The sequence below is a fragment of the Hoeflea sp. EC-HK425 genome (assembly GCF_902498795.1).
Classification (GTDB): domain Bacteria; phylum Pseudomonadota; class Alphaproteobacteria; order Rhizobiales; family Rhizobiaceae; genus Hoeflea; species Hoeflea alexandrii.
Genome location: NZ_LR701572.1, coordinates 154,876 through 172,244, shown reverse-complemented (window position 1 = coordinate 172,244; position 17,369 = coordinate 154,876). Strand labels below are relative to the sequence as shown.

Annotated in this window: 25 protein-coding genes and 1 other RNA gene; 10 read left to right on the top strand and 16 right to left on the bottom strand. The window is 61.4% G+C overall.

The window, feature by feature from the left end; translation table 11 throughout:
* Position 1: 1 nt before the first annotated feature.
* The 3 genes from tolQ to ybgC form a co-directional block, all read right to left on the bottom strand.
* A complete protein-coding gene (tolQ, locus tag SPHINGO391_RS03700) occupies positions 2 to 718 on the bottom strand; it encodes a protein TolQ (RefSeq protein WP_152007562.1) in 717 nt (238 codons plus the stop codon).
* Positions 719 to 961: 243 nt separating this feature from the next.
* On the bottom strand, positions 962 to 1,720 hold the full coding sequence (gene map / locus SPHINGO391_RS03695) for a type I methionyl aminopeptidase (RefSeq protein ID WP_152007561.1): 759 nt from the start codon (positions 1,718 to 1,720) through the stop codon (positions 962 to 964).
* Positions 1,720 to 2,193, bottom strand: a complete 474-nt coding sequence (gene ybgC, locus SPHINGO391_RS03690; RefSeq protein WP_152007560.1) for a tol-pal system-associated acyl-CoA thioesterase — start codon at positions 2,191 to 2,193, stop codon at positions 1,720 to 1,722. Before ybgC ends, map begins: the two co-directional genes overlap by 1 nt.
* Before the next feature lie 125 nt (positions 2,194 to 2,318).
* Here ybgC and SPHINGO391_RS03685 point away from each other — a divergent pair, with 125 nt between their 5' ends.
* The 3 genes from SPHINGO391_RS03685 to SPHINGO391_RS03675 are packed head-to-tail and all read left to right on the top strand — an operon-like array spanning position 2,319 to position 5,292.
* The gene (locus tag SPHINGO391_RS03685; RefSeq protein WP_152007559.1) at positions 2,319 to 3,539 is read left to right on the top strand and encodes an NAD-dependent epimerase/dehydratase family protein; all 1,221 of its coding nucleotides are present in this window, start codon (positions 2,319 to 2,321) and stop codon (positions 3,537 to 3,539) included.
* Positions 3,536 to 4,408: a glycosyltransferase gene (locus tag SPHINGO391_RS03680; protein WP_152007558.1), complete on the top strand. Its 873-nt coding sequence runs from the start codon at positions 3,536 to 3,538 to the stop codon at positions 4,406 to 4,408. The genes SPHINGO391_RS03685 and SPHINGO391_RS03680 overlap by 4 nt, the downstream gene beginning before the upstream one ends.
* Complete coding sequence (locus tag SPHINGO391_RS03675; RefSeq protein WP_152007557.1) at positions 4,405 to 5,292, top strand: NAD(P)-dependent oxidoreductase; 888 nt, start codon at positions 4,405 to 4,407, stop codon at positions 5,290 to 5,292. Before SPHINGO391_RS03680 ends, SPHINGO391_RS03675 begins: the two co-directional genes overlap by 4 nt.
* Positions 5,293 to 5,375: 83 nt before the next feature.
* Here the strand turns inward: SPHINGO391_RS03675 and SPHINGO391_RS03670 are convergent, their stop codons facing one another.
* Entirely contained in the window at positions 5,376 to 5,681 is a 306-nt protein-coding gene (locus tag SPHINGO391_RS03670; RefSeq protein ID WP_152007556.1) for a hypothetical protein, read from the bottom strand.
* A gap of 110 nt (positions 5,682 to 5,791) precedes the next feature.
* Here SPHINGO391_RS03670 and SPHINGO391_RS03665 point away from each other — a divergent pair, with 110 nt between their 5' ends.
* Entirely contained in the window at positions 5,792 to 6,400 is a 609-nt protein-coding gene (locus tag SPHINGO391_RS03665) for a TetR/AcrR family transcriptional regulator (RefSeq protein ID WP_152007555.1), read from the top strand.
* A gap of 90 nt (positions 6,401 to 6,490) precedes the next feature.
* On the opposite strand, the gene SPHINGO391_RS03660 is transcribed toward SPHINGO391_RS03665, so the two are convergent.
* The 8 genes from SPHINGO391_RS03660 to ruvC form a co-directional block, all read right to left on the bottom strand.
* Complete coding sequence (locus SPHINGO391_RS03660) at positions 6,491 to 7,000, bottom strand: NUDIX hydrolase (protein WP_152007554.1); 510 nt, start codon at positions 6,998 to 7,000, stop codon at positions 6,491 to 6,493.
* Positions 6,997 to 8,034 carry a Holliday junction branch migration DNA helicase RuvB gene (ruvB, locus tag SPHINGO391_RS03655; RefSeq protein ID WP_152007553.1) on the bottom strand — a complete coding sequence of 346 codons (1,038 nt, stop codon included), beginning with the start codon at positions 8,032 to 8,034 and terminating at the stop codon, positions 6,997 to 6,999. Before ruvB ends, SPHINGO391_RS03660 begins: the two co-directional genes overlap by 4 nt.
* Positions 8,031 to 8,429, bottom strand: a complete 399-nt coding sequence (locus SPHINGO391_RS03650) for a type II toxin-antitoxin system VapC family toxin (protein ID WP_152007552.1) — start codon at positions 8,427 to 8,429, stop codon at positions 8,031 to 8,033. Before SPHINGO391_RS03650 ends, ruvB begins: the two co-directional genes overlap by 4 nt.
* Complete coding sequence (locus SPHINGO391_RS03645; protein ID WP_152007551.1) at positions 8,416 to 8,682, bottom strand: type II toxin-antitoxin system PrlF family antitoxin; 267 nt, start codon at positions 8,680 to 8,682, stop codon at positions 8,416 to 8,418. Before SPHINGO391_RS03645 ends, SPHINGO391_RS03650 begins: the two co-directional genes overlap by 14 nt.
* 69 nt (positions 8,683 to 8,751) lie before the next feature.
* On the bottom strand, positions 8,752 to 9,369 hold the full coding sequence (ruvA, locus tag SPHINGO391_RS03640; protein WP_152007550.1) for a Holliday junction branch migration protein RuvA: 618 nt from the start codon (positions 9,367 to 9,369) through the stop codon (positions 8,752 to 8,754).
* Between the two features lie 7 nt (positions 9,370 to 9,376).
* The gene (locus tag SPHINGO391_RS03635) at positions 9,377 to 9,787 is read right to left on the bottom strand and encodes a type II toxin-antitoxin system VapC family toxin (RefSeq protein ID WP_152007549.1); all 411 of its coding nucleotides are present in this window, start codon (positions 9,785 to 9,787) and stop codon (positions 9,377 to 9,379) included.
* Between the two features lie 3 nt (positions 9,788 to 9,790).
* Positions 9,791 to 10,042: an AbrB/MazE/SpoVT family DNA-binding domain-containing protein gene (locus SPHINGO391_RS03630; RefSeq protein ID WP_152007548.1), complete on the bottom strand. Its 252-nt coding sequence runs from the start codon at positions 10,040 to 10,042 to the stop codon at positions 9,791 to 9,793.
* Between the two features lie 71 nt (positions 10,043 to 10,113).
* The gene (gene ruvC, locus SPHINGO391_RS03625; RefSeq protein ID WP_152007547.1) at positions 10,114 to 10,620 is read right to left on the bottom strand and encodes a crossover junction endodeoxyribonuclease RuvC; all 507 of its coding nucleotides are present in this window, start codon (positions 10,618 to 10,620) and stop codon (positions 10,114 to 10,116) included.
* A gap of 144 nt (positions 10,621 to 10,764) precedes the next feature.
* On the opposite strand from ruvC, the gene SPHINGO391_RS03620 reads away from it, so the two are divergent.
* Entirely contained in the window at positions 10,765 to 11,751 is a 987-nt protein-coding gene (locus SPHINGO391_RS03620) for an LLM class flavin-dependent oxidoreductase (RefSeq protein WP_152007546.1), read from the top strand.
* 60 nt (positions 11,752 to 11,811) lie between these two features.
* Here the strand turns inward: SPHINGO391_RS03620 and SPHINGO391_RS03615 are convergent, their stop codons facing one another.
* Entirely contained in the window at positions 11,812 to 12,558 is a 747-nt protein-coding gene (locus SPHINGO391_RS03615) for a YebC/PmpR family DNA-binding transcriptional regulator (protein WP_152007545.1), read from the bottom strand.
* A gap of 80 nt (positions 12,559 to 12,638) precedes the next feature.
* Between SPHINGO391_RS03615 and SPHINGO391_RS03610 the strand changes: the two genes are divergently transcribed.
* The 4 genes from SPHINGO391_RS03610 to SPHINGO391_RS03595 all read left to right on the top strand — a co-directional run bounded on the left by SPHINGO391_RS03610 (position 12,639) and on the right by SPHINGO391_RS03595 (position 15,196).
* The gene (locus tag SPHINGO391_RS03610; protein WP_152007544.1) at positions 12,639 to 13,115 is read left to right on the top strand and encodes a GFA family protein; all 477 of its coding nucleotides are present in this window, start codon (positions 12,639 to 12,641) and stop codon (positions 13,113 to 13,115) included.
* Positions 13,116 to 13,209: 94 nt separating this feature from the next.
* Positions 13,210 to 14,043 (top strand): MBL fold metallo-hydrolase, encoded by an 834-nt coding sequence (locus tag SPHINGO391_RS03605; protein ID WP_152007543.1) that lies wholly within the window; start codon positions 13,210 to 13,212, stop codon positions 14,041 to 14,043.
* Positions 14,043 to 14,621 carry a hypothetical protein gene (locus SPHINGO391_RS03600; protein ID WP_152007542.1) on the top strand — a complete coding sequence of 193 codons (579 nt, stop codon included), beginning with the start codon at positions 14,043 to 14,045 and terminating at the stop codon, positions 14,619 to 14,621. The genes SPHINGO391_RS03605 and SPHINGO391_RS03600 overlap by 1 nt, the downstream gene beginning before the upstream one ends.
* Before the next feature lie 107 nt (positions 14,622 to 14,728).
* Positions 14,729 to 15,196, top strand: coding sequence for a DM13 domain-containing protein (locus SPHINGO391_RS03595; protein WP_152007541.1), 468 nt, complete (start codon positions 14,729 to 14,731; stop codon positions 15,194 to 15,196).
* A gap of 63 nt (positions 15,197 to 15,259) precedes the next feature.
* Here the strand turns inward: SPHINGO391_RS03595 and SPHINGO391_RS03590 are convergent, their stop codons facing one another.
* A complete protein-coding gene (locus SPHINGO391_RS03590) occupies positions 15,260 to 16,084 on the bottom strand; it encodes a TIGR00282 family metallophosphoesterase (protein WP_152007540.1) in 825 nt (274 codons plus the stop codon).
* 7 nt (positions 16,085 to 16,091) lie between these two features.
* Positions 16,092 to 16,664, bottom strand: coding sequence for a 5-formyltetrahydrofolate cyclo-ligase (locus tag SPHINGO391_RS03585; protein WP_152007539.1), 573 nt, complete (start codon positions 16,662 to 16,664; stop codon positions 16,092 to 16,094).
* A gap of 242 nt (positions 16,665 to 16,906) precedes the next feature.
* Between SPHINGO391_RS03585 and SPHINGO391_RS03580 the strand changes: the two genes are divergently transcribed.
* The gene (locus SPHINGO391_RS03580; RefSeq protein ID WP_152007538.1) at positions 16,907 to 17,116 is read left to right on the top strand and encodes a hypothetical protein; all 210 of its coding nucleotides are present in this window, start codon (positions 16,907 to 16,909) and stop codon (positions 17,114 to 17,116) included.
* A gap of 64 nt (positions 17,117 to 17,180) precedes the next feature.
* Here the strand turns inward: SPHINGO391_RS03580 and ssrS are convergent.
* A non-coding RNA gene (gene ssrS, locus SPHINGO391_RS03575) (6S RNA) lies at positions 17,181 to 17,337 on the bottom strand.
* Positions 17,338 to 17,369 lie beyond the last annotated feature (32 nt).

Sequence of the window (17,369 nt, the reverse complement as noted above, 5' to 3'; positions counted from 1 at the left end):
CCTATTCCGCGGCCTGACGGGCGTTCATCCGCTCGTCGATCTGCCGCGACAGGATTCCGGAAAACTCGTCGGCAAAACCTTCCATCCGCGCGGACAGCTTGCCCGCATCGGAGGAAAACTTGTTGTAGGCGATCACCGCCGGAATCGCCGCAAGCAGACCGATCGCGGTGGCAAGCAGTGCTTCGGCAATGCCCGGCGCCACCACGGCAAGATTGGTGGATTTCGATCCGGCGATGGCCTGGAACGAGGTCATGATGCCGACCACGGTGCCGAACAGCCCGATGAATGGCGCGGCCGATCCGATCGACGCCAGCGAGCCGAGCCGGGATTCCAGAGCTTCCGCCTCTCGCGCCAGCGCCACATCCATTGCCTTGTCGATCCGCATCTGCAGACCGATTGGCGACTTGGCGCCGCGCTCGAAAGACTTTTTCCACTCGCGCATGGCCGAGACGAAGATCGCACTCATGCCCGACGATTTCCGGTCCGACAGGGTCCGGTACAATTCCTCAAGCGACTGCCCCGACCAGAACACCTGCTCGAACTGGTCGAGCTGGCGCCGGAACTTGCCGAACGAGATCCATTTGTCCGCGACAATGGCCCAGGTCCATATCGATGCACCGATCAGTCCAAGCATCACCAGCTTGACCACAAAACCAGCCTGCATGAAGAGCGACCAGAGCGTTACGTCGCTGGTTGCTGCAAGTCCAACCTGTTCCATTCAATTAACCCTCGAATCCAAACGCCCGGCTTCATTACCGGGCGGCCAAGACGTCACTTTTACCGGGAGACCAGAAGTGAGCGATTGCCGCCTAACCACTTTCATTGTCTTCTCGCGGTCAAATTTGGTCAAAGGATGGCGCACGCGATCCGCGCAATCCTAATGATTTCTCTAATAGATTATTATGGTTAAGGCTTGGTTAGGATTCGGATCCGGTTGCGAGGCAGCCTCCGGCGCCTTCCATCAGTCCGGAAGCGTGAGGATGATCGGGCCGTTGCGGCTTGCGACAACGGTGTGTTCGAACTGAACCGTCAGCGCGCGTGGGAGGGAGTAGAGCGTCCAGGCGTCATTTTCATTGTCGCCGTCTTCGGCCAGCGTTGCTCCGAAGGACAGGAACGGTTCTATGGTGAACACCTGTCCATCCTGTATCAGGCGCTTCTCGCGACGGTCCGGCCAGGTGGCAATCTCCTCGGGCTCGTCGTGCAGGGACAGGCCAACACCGTGGCTCGCAAGGTTGCGGATCAAGGTATAGCCGTTCTTCTTTGCAAACCTGCCGACGGAGTCGCCGATCGCCGCATAGCGCGCGCCACTCTTCACCTGGGTGAGACCAGCGGAGAGTGCTCTTTTACCATCCCGCAGCAAACGCTGGGTCTTGTTGGCCACCGGTTCGATGCCGAAGGATGCGCCGGTGTCGCCGAAATAGCCGTCCTTGAGCGCGGAGACATCGATGTTGATCAGGTCCCCGGCCGCGATCACACGGTCCCCCGGAATGCCGTGAGCGACCTCTTCATTGATCGAGATGCAGGTCGCACCGGGAAAATCATAGCAGAATTCCGGTGCCGATTGCGCCCCGTGAGACTCGAGGTACCGTCTTCCGATCCCGTCGAGTTCACGTGTCGTCATGCCCGGCTCCATTGCCTTTGCCATGACCTGTATCGTATTGGCGCAAATCTTCCCGATCTCGCGAAGCTTTCCGAGTTCATCGTCCGAGGAAACAATCACTATGCCTGCTCCTCGGCTGGCTTGTCCTCCGGACCGGAGCCGGCCAACCGCTGCATCAGCGTTTCCGGCAGCCGTCGCGCCCGGCCGAAACCGTTGATCACCGCCACAGTCACCTCTGCAGACGCCAGCACTTCATCCTCACGCCTGATCACCTGGCTGAGCAGCATCCGTGCCCCCCGCACTTCTGCCGGCGTCGTCTCGATGGTCAGCACATCGTCCATCCGCGCCGGAGTCCTGAAATCGATCTCCATCCGCCGGACCACGAAGGCAACCACATCCGCGGGATCGCTCTGCGCATGCAATTGCCCCTGCGAAACCCCGAGAAGCCGGATGAAGTCCGTGCGGCCGCGCTCGAAGAAATGCAGATAGCGGGCATGATAGACGAAACCGGAAAAATCCGTGTCCTCGTAATAGACACGCTGCGTCAGCCGGTGGCTGCCGTCCTGCATCTGTCCCGAAAGCGATATGTCCATGTTTCCGGCCTGCCCGATCCTCTGCGCACTTGTCCACAACCCGAAGATGGGTTTGAGACAATCGTGTTTCTGTCATAAAACCGATCTATCAGGATGAAAACCATGCAGGCACAGGAGAATCATCGATGAAGATTGCAATCATGGGCGGCGACGGGTTCGTCGGCTGGCCGACATCACTGCATCTTTCCAATGCCGGGCATGAGATCCACATCATCGACAACCTGTCGCGACGCTGGATCGACACCGAACTCGGAGTACAGTCGCTCACCCCGATGGATTCGATCCAGGAGCGCACCCGCATCTGGCACGCCGAGACCGGCCGCAAGATCCATTTTCACCTGATCGACATGGCACGCGACTATGACGTGCTGAAAAACTGGCTCGCCAAAGAGCGCCCCGACGCGATCGTGCATTTCGCCGAACAGCGCGCCGCGCCCTATTCGATGAAGACCGACCGGCACAAGAACTACACCGTCAACAACAACGTCAACGCCACCCACAATCTGCTCAATGCGATGGTGGAGCTCGATCTCGATGCGCATCTGGTACATCTGGGTACCATGGGCGTCTACGGTTACTCGACAGTTGGCGCGGCGATCCCCGAAGGTTATCTGCCGGTCGGCATCGACACGATGGCCGGCGAGACGGTGAAGCAGGATATCCTTTATCCATCCAATCCCGGCTCGATCTACCACATGACCAAGTGCCTCGATCAGCTGATCTTCCAGTTCTACGCCAAGAACGACAATCTGCGCATCACCGACCTGCATCAGGGCATCGTCTGGGGCACCCATACCGATCAGACCAGGCGTCACGAGCAACTGGTCAACCGCTTTGACTATGACGGCGACTACGGCACCGTGCTCAACCGCTTTCTTATTCAGGCCGCCATCGGCTATCCGCTCACCGTGCACGGCACCGGCGGCCAGACACGCGCCTTTATCCATATCCAGGATTCCGTGCGCTGCATCGAGATCGCGCTTGAGAACCCGCCGGAGCGCGGCGCCAAGGTCGAGATATTCAACCAGATGACCGAAACCCACCGGGTCCGCGATCTGGCCAAGATGATCTCCGGAATGACCGGTGCCGACATTGCCTGGCTGCCGAACCCGCGCAAGGAAGCTGCCGAAAACGATCTTGTTGTCCGCAACGAGAAGTTTCTCGGCCTCGGACTTGAGCCGACGACACTGAAGGAAGGCTTGCTGGAAGAAGTCGTCGACGTGGCGAAGAAATTCGCCTACCGCGTCGACCGTTCGCGTGTACCGGCGGTGTCGGCCTGGACCCGGGATATAGCCAATACGATCAACCGCGACCCGGAAGGCAAGGCGCTCAAATCCGTTTCATGAGCACCGAAAGCCCCCTGCCTTCGGGCCTGACTGCGAACAAACCGGCCGCAAGCGACCGGGCCTATGTAACGCTCATCACCAACGCGGACTACGCCATGGGCGCGCTGGCGCTTGCCCGGTCGATCCGGCACACCGGTACGGATGCCGACATCATGGTTCTGCACACCGGCGGCGTCGATGCTTCGGCGCTGGAACCACTGTCGGAACTCGGCTGCCGCCTGGTCCGGACCGAGCTGCTAGACACATCCGATGGCTTCAATGAGCGACATGCCCGTGGCAGGCTGCACGCCGATGCGCCCTTCACCAAGGGGCGCAAACCGGCGTTTCACTCGCCGCTCGACAATTTCTGCAAGCTCAGGCTCTGGCAGCTGACGGACTATCGGTCCTGCGTCTTCATCGATGCCGATGCACTGGTGCTCAAGAACATCGACAAGCTGTTCGACTATCCCGAATTCTCCGCTGCCCCCAATGTCTACGAGACCTTGCGGGATTTCCACCGGATGAATTCCGGCGTCTTCGTTGCCAAGCCGTCGCTCGAGACCTTCGCCGCCATGTTCGAGATGCTGGACCAGCCTGACGTGTTCTGGCGGCGCACCGACCAGACATTTCTCGAGACCTTCTTTCCCGACTGGCACGGGCTGCCCGTCACCATGAACATGCTGCAATATGTCTGGTTCAACCTGCCGGACTTATGGGACTGGAAACAGATCGGCGTGCTGCACTACCAGTATGAAAAACCCTGGGAGGCCGACCATCCCAAGGCCGACAGGCTGCGGCCGCTGATCGATCTCTGGCATGCATTTCACGAGGGCAAGGCAATCCCCGAGATCGCATCGCTGCAGAATCCTTCCGGTTTGGACGAGACATGAAGGTCCTGGTTACCGGCGGCACGGGTCTGGTCGGGCGTTACATCGTCGAGACACTGCTTGATGCTGGTTACGATGTGACGGTTGCGGGCAGGACGCCGCCTGCCAATGACCTGTTCCCCAAGGCCGTCGCCTTCCGCCCCGCCACGCTCGATCCGGAAGCCTTCGACCAACATCTCTGTGCCGGGATCGATGCCGTTGTCCATGCCGCCTTCGACCACCTGCCCGGACGCTATCGCGGCGGAGAGGGCGATGATCCGGACCGCTTCCGCCGGCTCAATCTCGATGGCAGCATCCGGCTGTTCGAAGCCGCGAAGAACACCGGTGTACAGCGCGTGGTGTTCCTCTCAAGCCGCGCGGTCTATGACGGTGTGGCGCCGGGTACGCCACTGACGGAAGACCTGAACTTGAAGCCCGCTTCGCTCTACGGAGACATCAAGCTTCTGGGGGAACAGGCGCTCGCGGCCCTGAATGCGCCGGACTTCACCACCTCGAGCCTGCGCCTCACCGGCGTCTATGGTGATCTCAGACCGAACAAGTGGGACGACCTGTTTGCTGACTACCTGGCCGGACGCCCGGTCGAGGTTCGCGCCGGAACCGAAGTGCACGGCCGTGACGCCGGGCAAGCCGTGAGGCTGATGCTGGAGACGGATGCAGACAAGGTCGGCGGACAGAGCTTCAATGTCTCGGACATCGTCACCGACACGCACAAGATCCTCGCCTGTGTGAAAGCGGAAAACGGATGCGATGTGCCGCTACCCGCCCCCGCGGCCCGCGAGGACGTTGCAGCGATGACGACGGACAAGATCCGCGCTCTCGGCTGGCAACCGGGCGGACAGCCACTGCTCGCCGCGAGCATTGCCGAACTGGCTGCCCGATTCCGTTAGAACTTGGCCGTCCACAGGATCCAGGCACCCCAGGCGGCGACGGGCAGCGTGACCGGGAATTCCAAAAACCATGTCGCCACTGCTCAGAACTTCAACTGTTCGGCGACTTCGATGGTTCCGCCAAGCGAGAAGATCGGATTGCGGCCTGCGATTTCCAGCGCCGCCTCGATATCGGCGGCTTCGACCACGGTGTAGCCGGACAGAGGATTTCCCGCGGTTTCCTCCTGTCCCGGGCCCGTCAGAAAACGGGACTTGCCGAGGCCCGCGCCCGGGTCAACAAGCGCGTCCCCCAACTCGCCCATCCAGGTATTCCAGGCCTCCATCATTTTCGCTCCCTCTTCGGGTGATTTCGGCATGCCGCCGCGAAACGCAAGCAAGTACTGGCTCATATCGTGATTACTCCCTGTTGCTTTACAGCCAGGATGGCGGGCTCCAGAATATGTTCAAGAACATATTTTGATTCCGTGCTTTTTGTGCCGGGAACACAGGAGACTGCGCGATGCCCTACCCCAGTGACCACAAGCAGAAGACGCGCCAGCGGATTGTCGAAGCCGCAAGGGTGATGTTTAACCGGCGTGGTTACGACCAGGTCAGCATTGATGAGATCATGGCCGAGGCCCAGCTTACCCGCGGCGGCTTCTACGCTCATTTCCGCAGCAAGGAGGAGCTCTTCGCGGAAGCAACCATCAGCTTCCTGGGCGGACGCGGCGCTGAGTGGCGCCGGGAAGCCGGGATCAATCCCGCCGTGCGCGAAGCGCTCAATGCGCGCCGTATGGTGGATGCCTATCTTTCGCGCGAGCATCTGGAGGACAATGACGGCCAATGCCCGTTGATCGCCTACGCCACCGATGTCGCCCGTGCCGGGCCGCAGGTTCGTCAAAGCTATCAACGACTGGCGGAGGCCATGACTGGCCTCTTCGAGATGAATCTCGACGGCGAAGAGGATGAGCGCAGGCGCCGGGCATTGTCGATGACGGCCCTGTGCGTGGGAGGCATGATTCTCTCACGCGCCCTCAAGGACACCCACATCGGCGAGGACATCCGGGCAGCGGCGCATCAAGCGGCGACGGATATCTGGCACGACGGCGCCGCCGTTGCAGCGGAATGAAACCAGTGCGGAGGCACTGCAGCATTGCCGGCAGGTTCTGGTCCGAAGCTCGCACGCATCATGTCGCCAAGCATGCTCAATGCCACGGGTTCAGAGCACGCCGTCGTCCCAGACGACATGCTCCGTGGTGTCCGGCAGGACCTCGATCCGGTCCGCCAGGAACACCGGCGGCAATGGCAGCGCCGCGAGGCTATCGCGAGTCGCCGACACCCATTTGAATTCGAGCCGGTTCTTGCCGTCGACAATCTCGTGGATGATCCTTCCATCCGTCGAAAACGGGAAGTCATGCGGCAGGTCCATCAGGTAGTACCAGCCGATCTCGTGCCAGGCACGGCCTTCGAAATCGAAGAAATTCTCCACCAGGAAAACCAGCCGTCCGACGCTGACCTCGATGCCGAGCTCTTCGCGCATCTCGCGTACGAGCGTCGCCCGGCTGTCTTCGCCAAGTTCCGCGGTTCCGCCGGGAATGGTCCAGAACGGCTCGTGCACGGCACGGTGGATCAACAGCTGGCCGTCGCGCAGCGCCAGTCCGGCGACGCGGGCATTGAAGCGCCGGCCCTCGTCGTTAAACCGGATCGTACGGCGTGTTGGCTGTGTCATTCGTCTTCGAACAGGCTGGCCTGGGTGGCGGCAAGGTCCTTTGGCGGATTGAGCCCCATATGCCCCCATGCCCGCGCGGTCAGCACCCGGCCACGCGGCGTGCGCTGCAGGAATCCCTGCTGGATCAGATAGGGCTCGATGATGTCCTCGATGGCATCGCGTGGCTCAGACAATCCGGCGGCAATCGTCTCGATTCCCACCGGCCCGCCACCGAAATTGCGCACGATCATGTCGAGATAACGCCGGTCGAGCTGGTCGAGCCCGATGCTGTCGACCGACAGCCGGGTCAGCGCCTCGTCGGCGATCTGACGGGTCACGGCTTCCGCCTTGGCCACTTCCGCGAAATCGCGCACCCGCCTGAGCAGACGCCCGGCGATACGCGGCGTGCCGCGTGCCCGGCGGGCAATTTCCAGCGCACCGTCATCGGTCATGCCGAGCCCCATGATCCGCGCCCCGCGCCGTACGATAAGCTCGAGCTCCTCGACCGTGTAGAACTGCAGCCGCACCGGAATGCCGAACCGGTCGCGAAGTGGCGTGGTCAAAAGCCCCAGCCGCGTGGTCGCCGCCACCAGAGTGAACCGCGACAGATCAATCTTGACCGAGCGCGCCGCAGGCCCCTCGCCGATGATCAGGTCGAGCTGAAAATCCTCCATCGCCGGATAGAGGATTTCCTCGACCGCCGGATTGAGCCGGTGGATCTCGTCGATGAACAGAACGTCACGGTCTTCGAGGTTGGTCAGCAGCGCCGCGAGATCCCCGGCCTTGGCGATCACCGGACCCGACGTCGAGCGGAAATTGACGCCCAGTTCCTTGGCCATGATCTGCGCCAGCGTGGTCTTGCCAAGCCCGGGAGGCCCGACAAACAGCACATGGTCCAGCGCCTCGGCCCGTCCCTTGGCCGCTTCGATGAACACTTTCAGGTTGGCGCGCGCCTCGGCCTGGCCGGTGAATTCATCCAGAGTTTGAGGCCGCAGGGTCGTATCGACATCCTCGCCGCGCTTGTCCGGGGAGATCAGGCGATCGGGCTCGCTCATGCCAGAAGCTCCATACCAGGGACAGATTGGGCGGCCTTGCGGTCGAACGTCATCGTCGTTTCACATCCATTCGCGCTGTTGAGTCCGGCAATGATGACATCAGAGAAGTCCGGATGCGGCGATTTCAGCCACTCGCTCCAGCCGTCCATCTGCATAGTCTCCGGCACCTTGATTTCCACTGTGTCGAGCAGCCCAGCCACTTGCTTTCGGGCCGTCGCCCGGTCGGTCTTGTAGATTCGCTCGAGCACCCAGATGGTTTCGGCAACCACAATCGGATTGACAAACAGCGGCCTGTCGGGACCGCTGGCCTTCACCAGCCGGACCGCAGCGTCGAACTGTTCGGGATCATCCCGCGTCAAGAGCCGGACGATGACATTGGTGTCAATCCCGATCATGCGACCGCTCGTATCGGTCGGAGACAGACTCGCCGATTGCCTCGTTCATGGCTTCGACGGACACCTGTTCGCGGTCTGGTTCAAAAAGGACACCTGCGAAATCGAGGGCGCTCCGGTTCTTCGGCACCAGCACCACCTTACCGTCGACGAATTCATAGCCGATGCGATCGCCCGCCCCAACTTTCAGATATTCACGAACCTCGATCGGGATCGTTGTCTGGCCTTTGGTGGTAATCTTTGACTCCACCCCCATGTCCTTGCACTCCCATTGAATCCTTACATTTTAAAATAGTAAGGCCCTCCCCAAAAAGCAAGGAATTCGCTACCGTGCCAGTTCCTTCAACCCCAGCCTGATCAGCTTGGCTGAATCCGGATCGTCGCCGGCCAGCTTCATGGCTGCAGCCACGGCATTGGCGGCCTGGTCGCGCGAATAACCGAGATTGGACAACGCCGAGACGGCATCGGCCACCGGCGCGGAGGCAACGCCCTCGCCCAGTTCCTGCTTCAGCCCCATGGCTCCGCCGGCATCGCCGCCAAGCGCCGGCGCCTTGTTCTTCAGTTCGGCAACGATCCGCTGCGCCACCTTCGGCCCGATGCCCGGCGCCCGCGCCACCGTCGCCTTGTCCTGCAGCGCGATCGCATTGGCGAGTTCGGATGCCGTCAGCGTCGACAACACAGCCAGCGCCACCTTGGCGCCGACGCCCTGGACGCTCTGCAGCAGCCGGAACCATTCCCGCTCCAGCGCGCTCTCGAAGCCGAACAGCCTCAGCTGGTCCTCGCGTACATAGGTCTCGATGAACAGCACCGCCGCCTCGCCAACCGAGCCCAGCCGCGACAGCGTCCGCGAAGAGCAGAACGCCACGTAGCAGACGCCGTGCACGTCGATCAGCACATGATCCTCGCCGATTTCCTCGATGCTGCCCTTGAGCTTGCCAATCATTGAACTCTCACGAATGGGTGTCTGGCGCGATCACGTCGACACCGGGAAAATAGGTTCTGTAACCACGAGGATCACGCGTCAGGACCGAATAGCCGCGCACGGCGGCATGGGCGCCAATGAGAAAGTCTGGAAGCACTTTCTCCTTCTCTCCGCCCCGCAGCCGGTAGAGCCGGAAGGCCTGGCCAGCAGCATAAGCCGCCTCCCAAGGCAGGTTTTCCCGCTGGAACTCTTCGAAATCCAATGCATCCATAGCCGCATCGTAGGTCTCGTAGCGGACACTGAACTCGGAAAAAACGATCGGGTTGATCACCAGTCCCCGTTCAAAGGCTTGCATCAATGCCGTCCGCGACCATTGCGCCCAGTCCGGATCGCTGACCGCCACATCCACCAGTACATTGGTGTCGACCAGCACCCGCATGTCTCACCGGTCCCGTGTTATCTGCATCAATTGATCGGCGTTGATCGATTGATCCCCGGTTCCTTCGAGTTTGCGCAATGCCTGCATGAAACGCTCCAACCTCGCCCGGTTGGCCTTTTCCGCCTGCCGGTCGGCTGCCGCGATGATCAGCCTTCCTCCATCAAAATCCACCGTCACCTCGGAATTCGGAGCAATCCCGGCCCGTTCCCTTAGGTGTTTGGGGATTGTGATCTGGCCCTTTTCCGACACACGCATGATATTCACTCGGTTAGAATTTATCAGAAATTGTCAGAATTGAGTGAACAAGTCAAGAACATGACGCTGACTCACTCAGCCGCCATCCGCCACTCCGGCGATGTGCGGTGATGCGCATGACAGATCGCGATCGCCAGAGCATCGGCGGCATGATCGCTGTCGAAGGTGGCTTTCGGGATCAGCATCTTGACCATCATCAGGATCTGCTTCTTGTCGCCATGCCCGACGCCGATCACCGCCTTCTTGACCGCGTTCGGCGCATATTCTGCAACCCTCAGCCCGGCGCGCGCCGGTGCCAGCATGGCAATGCCGCGCGCCTGCCCGAGCTTCAGCGTCGCGGTGGCATCCTTGTTGACGAACGTGTTCTCGACCGCCGCCTCGAACGGCTGGAACTGGTGCAGCACCGTCTCCAGTCCATCGTAGAGCTGGTTCAGCCGCGAGGCGAGATCGAGCTTGTTGTCGGACTTGACCGTACCCGAGGCGACAAAGCGAAGCGAGTTGCCCAGACTGTCGATCACGCCCCAGCCGGTGTTCCTCAGCCCGGGATCAATCCCGATTATCCGAATCGCTTCTTTCATGAAAAAACCCTAGCTTCATGCGTCAGACCATTCCATCGAAATGTGAACAAACCAAAAACAAACGTCCTCTGGCGAAATCGCTTTGGCAATGCGGGCACGACTTCCTACATTGGGCCGACAGTGCACCGGAACCGAAAGACATTCATGACCGCCTTTTCCATTCTCGATCTCTGCCCCATCGTCGAGGGCGGCACCACAAGAGACGCACTCGCCAGCACGCGGCATATGGCCAAGCAGGCGGAGGATGCAGGCTATACCCGTTTCTGGCTGGCCGAACATCATGGCATGAAGGGCATCGCCAGCGCCGCCACGTCTTTGGTCATAGCCGAGGCCGGCAATGCCACAACCACCATCCGCATCGGTTCGGGTGGCATCATGCTGCCCAATCACGCGCCGCTGGTCATCGCCGAGCAGTTCGGCACGCTCGAGGCGCTGTTCCCGGGCCGTGTCGACCTCGGCCTTGGCCGTGCGCCGGGTACCGACATGAACACCGCCCGCGCGCTGCGCCGCAACCTGGAAGCAGGAGCCAACAGCTTCCCCGACGATATCATCGAGTTGCAATACTATCTGGGCGAACCCGATGAACGCATGCTTCTCGCCGTACCCGGCGCCGGTTCGCACGTGCCGCTCTGGATCCTCGGATCCAGCATCTACAGCGCCCATCTCGCGGCCGCGCTGGGGCTGCCCTATGCCTTTGCCTCGCATTTCGCACCCGACATGCTGATGGAAGCGCTCGACATCTACAGGAGCAAGTTCACCCCGTCGGCGCAACTCGACGCGCCTTACGTCATGGCTGCAACCATGGGCGTGATGGCGGATACCGATGCGGAGGCCAACCACCTGTTCACGACGCTGCAGCAGACTTTCGTCAACATGCGCCGCAATGCCCGTGGCAAGATGCCGAGGCCAATCGACACGATGGACGGCTTCTGGAGCGAGATGGAACAGATCGCCGTCGAACACACCTTGCGCTACGCCGTGGTCGGCGGCCCGGAAACCGCGTCGCGCAAGATGCAGGATTTCATCGCCGCCACCAAGGCCGACGAGATCATGATCTCCATGCCGATCCATTCCATCGAGGCCCGATTGCAATCCGTGGAGCTGTTCGGCGCCATGCGGTCCGCCCTTTGACCCATGAAAAAACCGCCGGTCGCAAAACCGGCGGTTCAAGATTGGCAGCGACAGGCCCGGTCAGGCGGACAGTTTCGCCATGACCTCGTCGGAAACCTCGAAATTGGCATAGACGTTCTGCACGTCGTCGTCGTCATCCAGCGTCGCGATCAGCTTGAGCACGGAGAGCGCCTTGTCTTCATCGACAGGAGCCGACGTCTGCGGCTTCCACACCGCCTTGACCGATTGCGCTTCGCCAAGCGCCTCCTCGAGCGCAGTCGACACCTCGCCGATATCCTCGAACGCGCAGAGAATGACGTGCTCCTCTTCTCCGCTGGTCACATCCTCTGCGCCGGCCATGATCGCGGCTTCCATGATCGCGTCGGCATCGCCCGCGTCCACCGGATAGATGATTTCGCCCACGCGCGAGAACATGAAACCGACCGATCCGGTCTCGCCAAGCGCGCCGCCGGACTTGGTGAACGCCGCGCGCACGCTCGATGCGGTGCGGTTGCGGTTGTCAGTCAGCGCCTCGACGATAACGGCCACGCCGCCGGGGCCGTAGCCCTCGTAGCGCACTTCCTCGTAGTTCTCGCTGTCGCCGCCGGTAGCCTTGTTGATGGCGCGCTGGATGTTGTCCTTGGGCATCGACTGTGACTTGGCATTCTGGATTGCCAGTCTCAACCGCGGGTTCATCGCCGGATCCGGCGAGCCCATCTTCGCAGCGACAGTGATTTCGCGCGCGAGCTTGGAGAACATCTTGGAACGGACGGCATCCTGCCGTCCCTTGCGGTGCATGATGTTTTTAAATTGTGAATGGCCGGCCATAACGCCTCTGTTCTTTGCTCTGGAATCTGGTTTGGCGCGTTATAAGGTCCTTACCCCGTTTCGTCCAGAAGGTTCAGACCATGCAGAAAACCGCCATACCACCCCTGCCTCTGACCGGTGGATGCCAGTGCGGCCGCATCCGCTACCGGATGCTCGCAGCTCCTCTGGTGTTCTATCTCTGCCATTGCACCGAGTGCCAGCGGCACACTTCCTCGGCCTTCGGCGAAAGCCTCCGGTTCAGGCGTGAAGACATGGAGGTCGATCCCGGGCTGGTCAGCGTCAGCCGCATGAGTGAATCCGGCAAGGAGCGCCAGGGATGGTTCTGCCCCGACTGCGGCGTGCGGATCTGGCATGGCACCAATGGCTCGCCGGAGATCAACATCAAGGCCGGCACGCTCGACGACACGTCCTGGCTGGTTCCGGCCGGGCATATCTGGTGCCGGTCTCGCCAACCGTTCATGAGGATAGCCGAAGATGAACTCAGTTACGACGCCCAGCCAACCGACGGCTATGAAGCGCTGAAGCTGCGCTGGGGCGAGATGACAGGCGCGCTTTGACCATGCTTGGGGTATGGCGCATCGAATTGCCCCTTTACCTTGGTTGGCCGCGCTCTAAACTCCTAGTGTGAGACTGTTTCACGGAGCCGCCGTCATGCACCGTTTCAAGGCCTTCATTCTCGTCGCCGCAGCGTTCCTTCTTGCCTCACCGGCGAGCGCGCAGGAAAGCCAACGCCCCTTCAGCCAGTGCCTGGCAGTGGCGCAAAGCCTGCCCGGCGTGACTTACGCCAACCTCACCCCCGAGGATCTCGACCTGAAGCCAGACCGGGCCGCGGCCGGAACGGGAGAAGTCGAGATCAGCTTCGCCGGCCACTCGACCTATGTCATCACCACACCCGGCGGCATCACCATCGCGACGGACTACAACGGATGGGCGGGCAACGTCGCTGTCCCGGACGTCGTCACCATGAACAAGGCGCATTCCTCGCATTTCACCCTGTCGCCGGACGAGCGGATCGGGCATGTGCTGCGCGGCTGGAATTTCGACGGCACACCGGCCGATCACGATGTGGTGGTTGATGATGTCTATATCCGCAACGTCACCACGGACATCCGCAATTTCGGCGCCATGGAGCCCGATGGCAATTCCATCTTCATCTTCGAGGTCGCGGATCTGTGCATCGGGCATCTCGGCCACCTGCATCACCCGCTGGAAGACCGGCACTTCGCCCAGATCGGCCGCCTCGACATCGTCATGGTCCCGGTGGATGGCGGCCTGACATTGAGCCACACGGCAATGACCGGAATTGCCCAGCGTCTGCAATCCTCGATCCTTCTGCCGATGCACCGCCGTGGCGCGCCCCTGTCGAGCTTCATCGAGATGATGGGCGACAAGTTCGCAACCGACTTCGTCAATGACACCGGCTTTACCATTTCGGCCCGCACATTGCCGCGCCAGCCGACAATTCTTGTTCTCAGGGGCGTTTGATGCTCGACCGCCGGCGTTTTTTGATCACGGCCACAGGTTTCCTTTCGATCGCGGCGGCCCCCTCCGTGCGGGCCGAGACCTCCAGTGAACGCGCCAGGCTGTTTGCGGCGCTGAAAGCTGCAGAAACCGAGCGCGAGGGACGTCTCGCAGAGAGCGCGATATGGCAATGGTGGTTCGACCAGGCGCCCACGATCGACGTCCACGAGGCAATAGACTTCGGCATGAAACGACGCAGCAGCTACGACTACGAGGCGGCCGAAGAGGCCTTCGACAAGGCCATCGACCTCGCGCCCCAGTATGCCGAGGGCTGGAACCAGCGCGCTTTTGTCCGGTTTCTGCGTGACAATCCGGACGGCGCCCTGTCGGATCTGGAAAAGGCGGTCGCGCTTGAACCCGATCATTTTGGCGCCTGGTCGGGAATGTACCATGTCCTGATGCGCATGGGCCGCACCGAGGTCGCCGTCTCCGCTCTGACGCGCGCGGTGACAATCCATCCATGGATCCAGGAACGCGGACTTCTGCCTCCGGATCCGGATGCCAAGAGGCCTGTTGTGAAGGGCAAGCAACAGGAGCTGTGAAGCGATCCTCGAGCCTGCCCGCAAACCGCGGGTGGCTTTGGCTGATTGACATGCCCGGAAGCTAACCGCTATCGCTTTGACAGCAAACCTGCCGGGAGGGAAATACCATGCGTTGGATCGTTCTGGCCGCAACCCACGGCTTCATGCTGGCGGCAGGTTTTGCGCTCGGGATCTATCTCCTGCCGATCATCACAGCCCCGCCTTCGCCGGACCAGGCCATGCTCGAAGAGAGTGCGGCCTCCGCGCTTTATACCGCGGAATTCAGCCGCGATCTCAGGGGAAGCGATTTTCTGCACTGGGGCGAAGGCACGGTCAGCGTTTCACCCGAGCGGATCACCCACCGCGGAAGCCTGGCGCCCGGCCCGGACTACAAGCTTTACCTTGTGCCTGAGTTCGTCGAGGATGAAGCCCAGTTCGAGGCCATCAGGAACGAAGCGGTCCGCATCGGCGACATCAAGACCTTCGACGGGTTCCTGGTCGATATCCCGCCGACGGTCGACATCGAATCCTACACCACCGTCCTGGTCTGGTGTGAAACCTTCGGCGAGTTCATCAGCGCTGCCAGATACCGCTGAGCGCAAGCGAGCCGACGGAGAAACCTCCGTTGCCTCCTTGACCGGCGATGTGACCGGCCGGCTCTAGCTCCAGAACTCCGGGTATGTTTCGGCTAGGCGCGGCCCGATCCTGAGCGGCGCGATCTTTTCGGCCAGCCCGGTCCGATCGGAAATCTCGACGGCGACGCCGCAGATCGTTGCCGGTCCCGAAGCCACCTCGAACCGGCCCTTCGGGATCTTGGAGACGAACCGGTTGACCGGTTCTTCCTTGTCCATGCCGATGGAGGAATCATAGTCGCCGCACATGCCGGCATCGGTCAGATAGGCTGTGCCGCCATTCAATATCTGTGCGTCGGCGGTCGGCACATGCGTGTGGGTTCCCACCACGAAGCTCGCCCGCCCGTCGACGAAATGCGCAAAGCAGAGCTTCTCGCTGGTGGCTTCCGCGTGAAAGTCGAACACCACCGCATCGGCCACTTCGCCCAGCGGGCACGCGGCGAGGATAGCTTCGCCGGCGGCGAACGGATCGTCGAGATCGGGATGCATGAACACCCGGCCCATGATGTTTGCGACCAGCACGCGCGCGCCGTTGCGCGCGATGTAGAGGTTGGAACCCCGTCCCGGCGTTCCGGCGGGATAGTTCGCCGGCCTGAGGAAACGGTCGTGCCGGTCGGCATAGACCAGCGCCTCGCGCTGATCCCAGACATGATTGCCGGTGGTCACAACATCGGCGCCGGCATTGAGAGTTTCGAGGAAGATTTCCTCGGTGATGCCGAAACCGCCCGCGGCGTTCTCACCATTGACGATGACGAAATCCAGCTTGTAATCGCGGATCAGGCCGGGAAGGCGGTTCCAGACCGCGGTGCGGCCGGATCGTCCGACCAGATCTCCAAGAAACAAAAGACGCATTCGCCCTCTATAGAGGTTGCGAAAACGAGCGCAAGCCTTGCTCTGTCAGGATCATGTCGAGGGCCACGTCATGATCATCCGCCGGCAGCGCCTCGACCTCCTGGACCGAGAAGGCGGCTCCGATCAGCGCGGGCGACTTGCCTTTGGCCCTGAGCCTTGCAATTGCCCTGTCATAATGACCGGCACCGTAGCCCAGGCGGTTGCCACGCGCATCGAAGGATGACAGCGGCATCAGCAGCAAGTCCGGATCGATCACCTCGGCCTCCTCGCCCGGACCGGATGTGCCGAAGCCGGTCTTGACGAGATCCGCGCCCCGGACGAAATCGCGGAAAACGATCGTCTCCCGGTCCAGCACCACCGGCAGGCAAAGCCGGGCGCCGCGCTCGCGCAGACGCGACAGCAACGGCCGGAGATCAGGTTCCGACCGGATCGGCAGGTATCCGGCAATCACGGCTCCCGGATCGAAGGAGAGCGTTTCCGCGACATCCACCATCGCAAGGCTCATCTCGATCCGCTGTTCCGGTGCCAGCGCATCCCGCCTGGCCAGAACCTTTGCCCGTATGCTTGCCTTGCTGTCCATCACCTGCTCCGTCGAAACCCAACCGCGGGCGGCGTAGGCTGCGCGCTGCCGCACGTCAATGGCTTCCGGCCATCCGGTCGCCCCGCGGCAGTCGATAGCATTTTAAGGATGCACTTCATCCCCCGTATACGACATCTGCGCTTTTCAATTGCCGTCGCAGGCGAGACAAGGCTATTCCCGGACTGCTGCTCGACAGCAGCTATGCTCATATTTTATTTGAACAATTTGTTTTACGGACAAAGATGACGGACTCCACGGATAGATTGACCCATTCCGAGAGAGCGTGCCTGCAATCGGTGGCACGGGGACTGGACCCCGAGGCAACGATTGACCCGGATGGCAGCCAGGCAGGAAGCGCCCGCAAGCATCTCGAATCCGCGCGCCGGAAGCTGATGGCAAGCACAACCATCGAAGCGGTGGCGCGCGCCCTGAAGATGGGACTGATCGAATAGGCAGGAAGTGTGCAGCCGTTGCAGAAACGCCCCGGTTTCCGAGCCGTCAGACCGTCAGGTGAAGGTGCGATCCACGGCAACCGATGGATTTATTGATCCTGGGAACCTACAACGTAGGTGGGCGCCATATGTCCGGACCCACGGGTCCGGTCAGGGACAGCTCCCTTTGGATCAATTAAGGCCCCAGGGATTACGTATCCTGTCGAGAGGCGCAGACCGCTTCCGCTATATAGGTCATGCCGGGCCCAACTCC

Bases quoted from the DNA above. Each gene is read 5' to 3' on its own strand.
- tolQ (WP_152007562.1), bottom strand. From the start codon at position 718: ATGGAACAGGTTGGACTTGCAGCAACCAGCGACGTAACGCTCTGGTCG.
- ybgC (WP_152007560.1), bottom strand. From the start codon at position 2,193: ATGGACATATCGCTTTCGGGACAGATGCAGGACGGCAGCCACCGGCTG.
- SPHINGO391_RS03685 (WP_152007559.1), top strand. From the start codon at position 2,319: ATGAAGATTGCAATCATGGGCGGCGACGGGTTCGTCGGCTGGCCGACA.
- SPHINGO391_RS03680 (WP_152007558.1), top strand. From the start codon at position 3,536: ATGAGCACCGAAAGCCCCCTGCCTTCGGGCCTGACTGCGAACAAACCG.
- SPHINGO391_RS03675 (WP_152007557.1), top strand. From the start codon at position 4,405: ATGAAGGTCCTGGTTACCGGCGGCACGGGTCTGGTCGGGCGTTACATC.
- SPHINGO391_RS03670 (WP_152007556.1), bottom strand. From the start codon at position 5,681: ATGAGCCAGTACTTGCTTGCGTTTCGCGGCGGCATGCCGAAATCACCC.
- SPHINGO391_RS03665 (WP_152007555.1), top strand. From the start codon at position 5,792: ATGCCCTACCCCAGTGACCACAAGCAGAAGACGCGCCAGCGGATTGTC.
- SPHINGO391_RS03660 (WP_152007554.1), bottom strand. From the start codon at position 7,000: ATGACACAGCCAACACGCCGTACGATCCGGTTTAACGACGAGGGCCGG.
- ruvB (WP_152007553.1), bottom strand. From the start codon at position 8,034: ATGAGCGAGCCCGATCGCCTGATCTCCCCGGACAAGCGCGGCGAGGAT.
- SPHINGO391_RS03650 (WP_152007552.1), bottom strand. From the start codon at position 8,429: ATGATCGGGATTGACACCAATGTCATCGTCCGGCTCTTGACGCGGGAT.
- SPHINGO391_RS03645 (WP_152007551.1), bottom strand. From the start codon at position 8,682: ATGGGGGTGGAGTCAAAGATTACCACCAAAGGCCAGACAACGATCCCG.
- ruvA (WP_152007550.1), bottom strand. From the start codon at position 9,369: ATGATTGGCAAGCTCAAGGGCAGCATCGAGGAAATCGGCGAGGATCAT.
- SPHINGO391_RS03635 (WP_152007549.1), bottom strand. From the start codon at position 9,787: ATGCGGGTGCTGGTCGACACCAATGTACTGGTGGATGTGGCGGTCAGC.
- SPHINGO391_RS03630 (WP_152007548.1), bottom strand. From the start codon at position 10,042: ATGCGTGTGTCGGAAAAGGGCCAGATCACAATCCCCAAACACCTAAGG.
- ruvC (WP_152007547.1), bottom strand. From the start codon at position 10,620: ATGAAAGAAGCGATTCGGATAATCGGGATTGATCCCGGGCTGAGGAAC.
- SPHINGO391_RS03620 (WP_152007546.1), top strand. From the start codon at position 10,765: ATGACCGCCTTTTCCATTCTCGATCTCTGCCCCATCGTCGAGGGCGGC.
- SPHINGO391_RS03615 (WP_152007545.1), bottom strand. From the start codon at position 12,558: ATGGCCGGCCATTCACAATTTAAAAACATCATGCACCGCAAGGGACGG.
- SPHINGO391_RS03610 (WP_152007544.1), top strand. From the start codon at position 12,639: ATGCAGAAAACCGCCATACCACCCCTGCCTCTGACCGGTGGATGCCAG.
- SPHINGO391_RS03605 (WP_152007543.1), top strand. From the start codon at position 13,210: ATGCACCGTTTCAAGGCCTTCATTCTCGTCGCCGCAGCGTTCCTTCTT.
- SPHINGO391_RS03600 (WP_152007542.1), top strand. From the start codon at position 14,043: ATGCTCGACCGCCGGCGTTTTTTGATCACGGCCACAGGTTTCCTTTCG.
- SPHINGO391_RS03595 (WP_152007541.1), top strand. From the start codon at position 14,729: ATGCGTTGGATCGTTCTGGCCGCAACCCACGGCTTCATGCTGGCGGCA.
- SPHINGO391_RS03590 (WP_152007540.1), bottom strand. From the start codon at position 16,084: ATGCGTCTTTTGTTTCTTGGAGATCTGGTCGGACGATCCGGCCGCACC.
- SPHINGO391_RS03585 (WP_152007539.1), bottom strand. From the start codon at position 16,664: ATGGACAGCAAGGCAAGCATACGGGCAAAGGTTCTGGCCAGGCGGGAT.
- SPHINGO391_RS03580 (WP_152007538.1), top strand. From the start codon at position 16,907: ATGACGGACTCCACGGATAGATTGACCCATTCCGAGAGAGCGTGCCTG.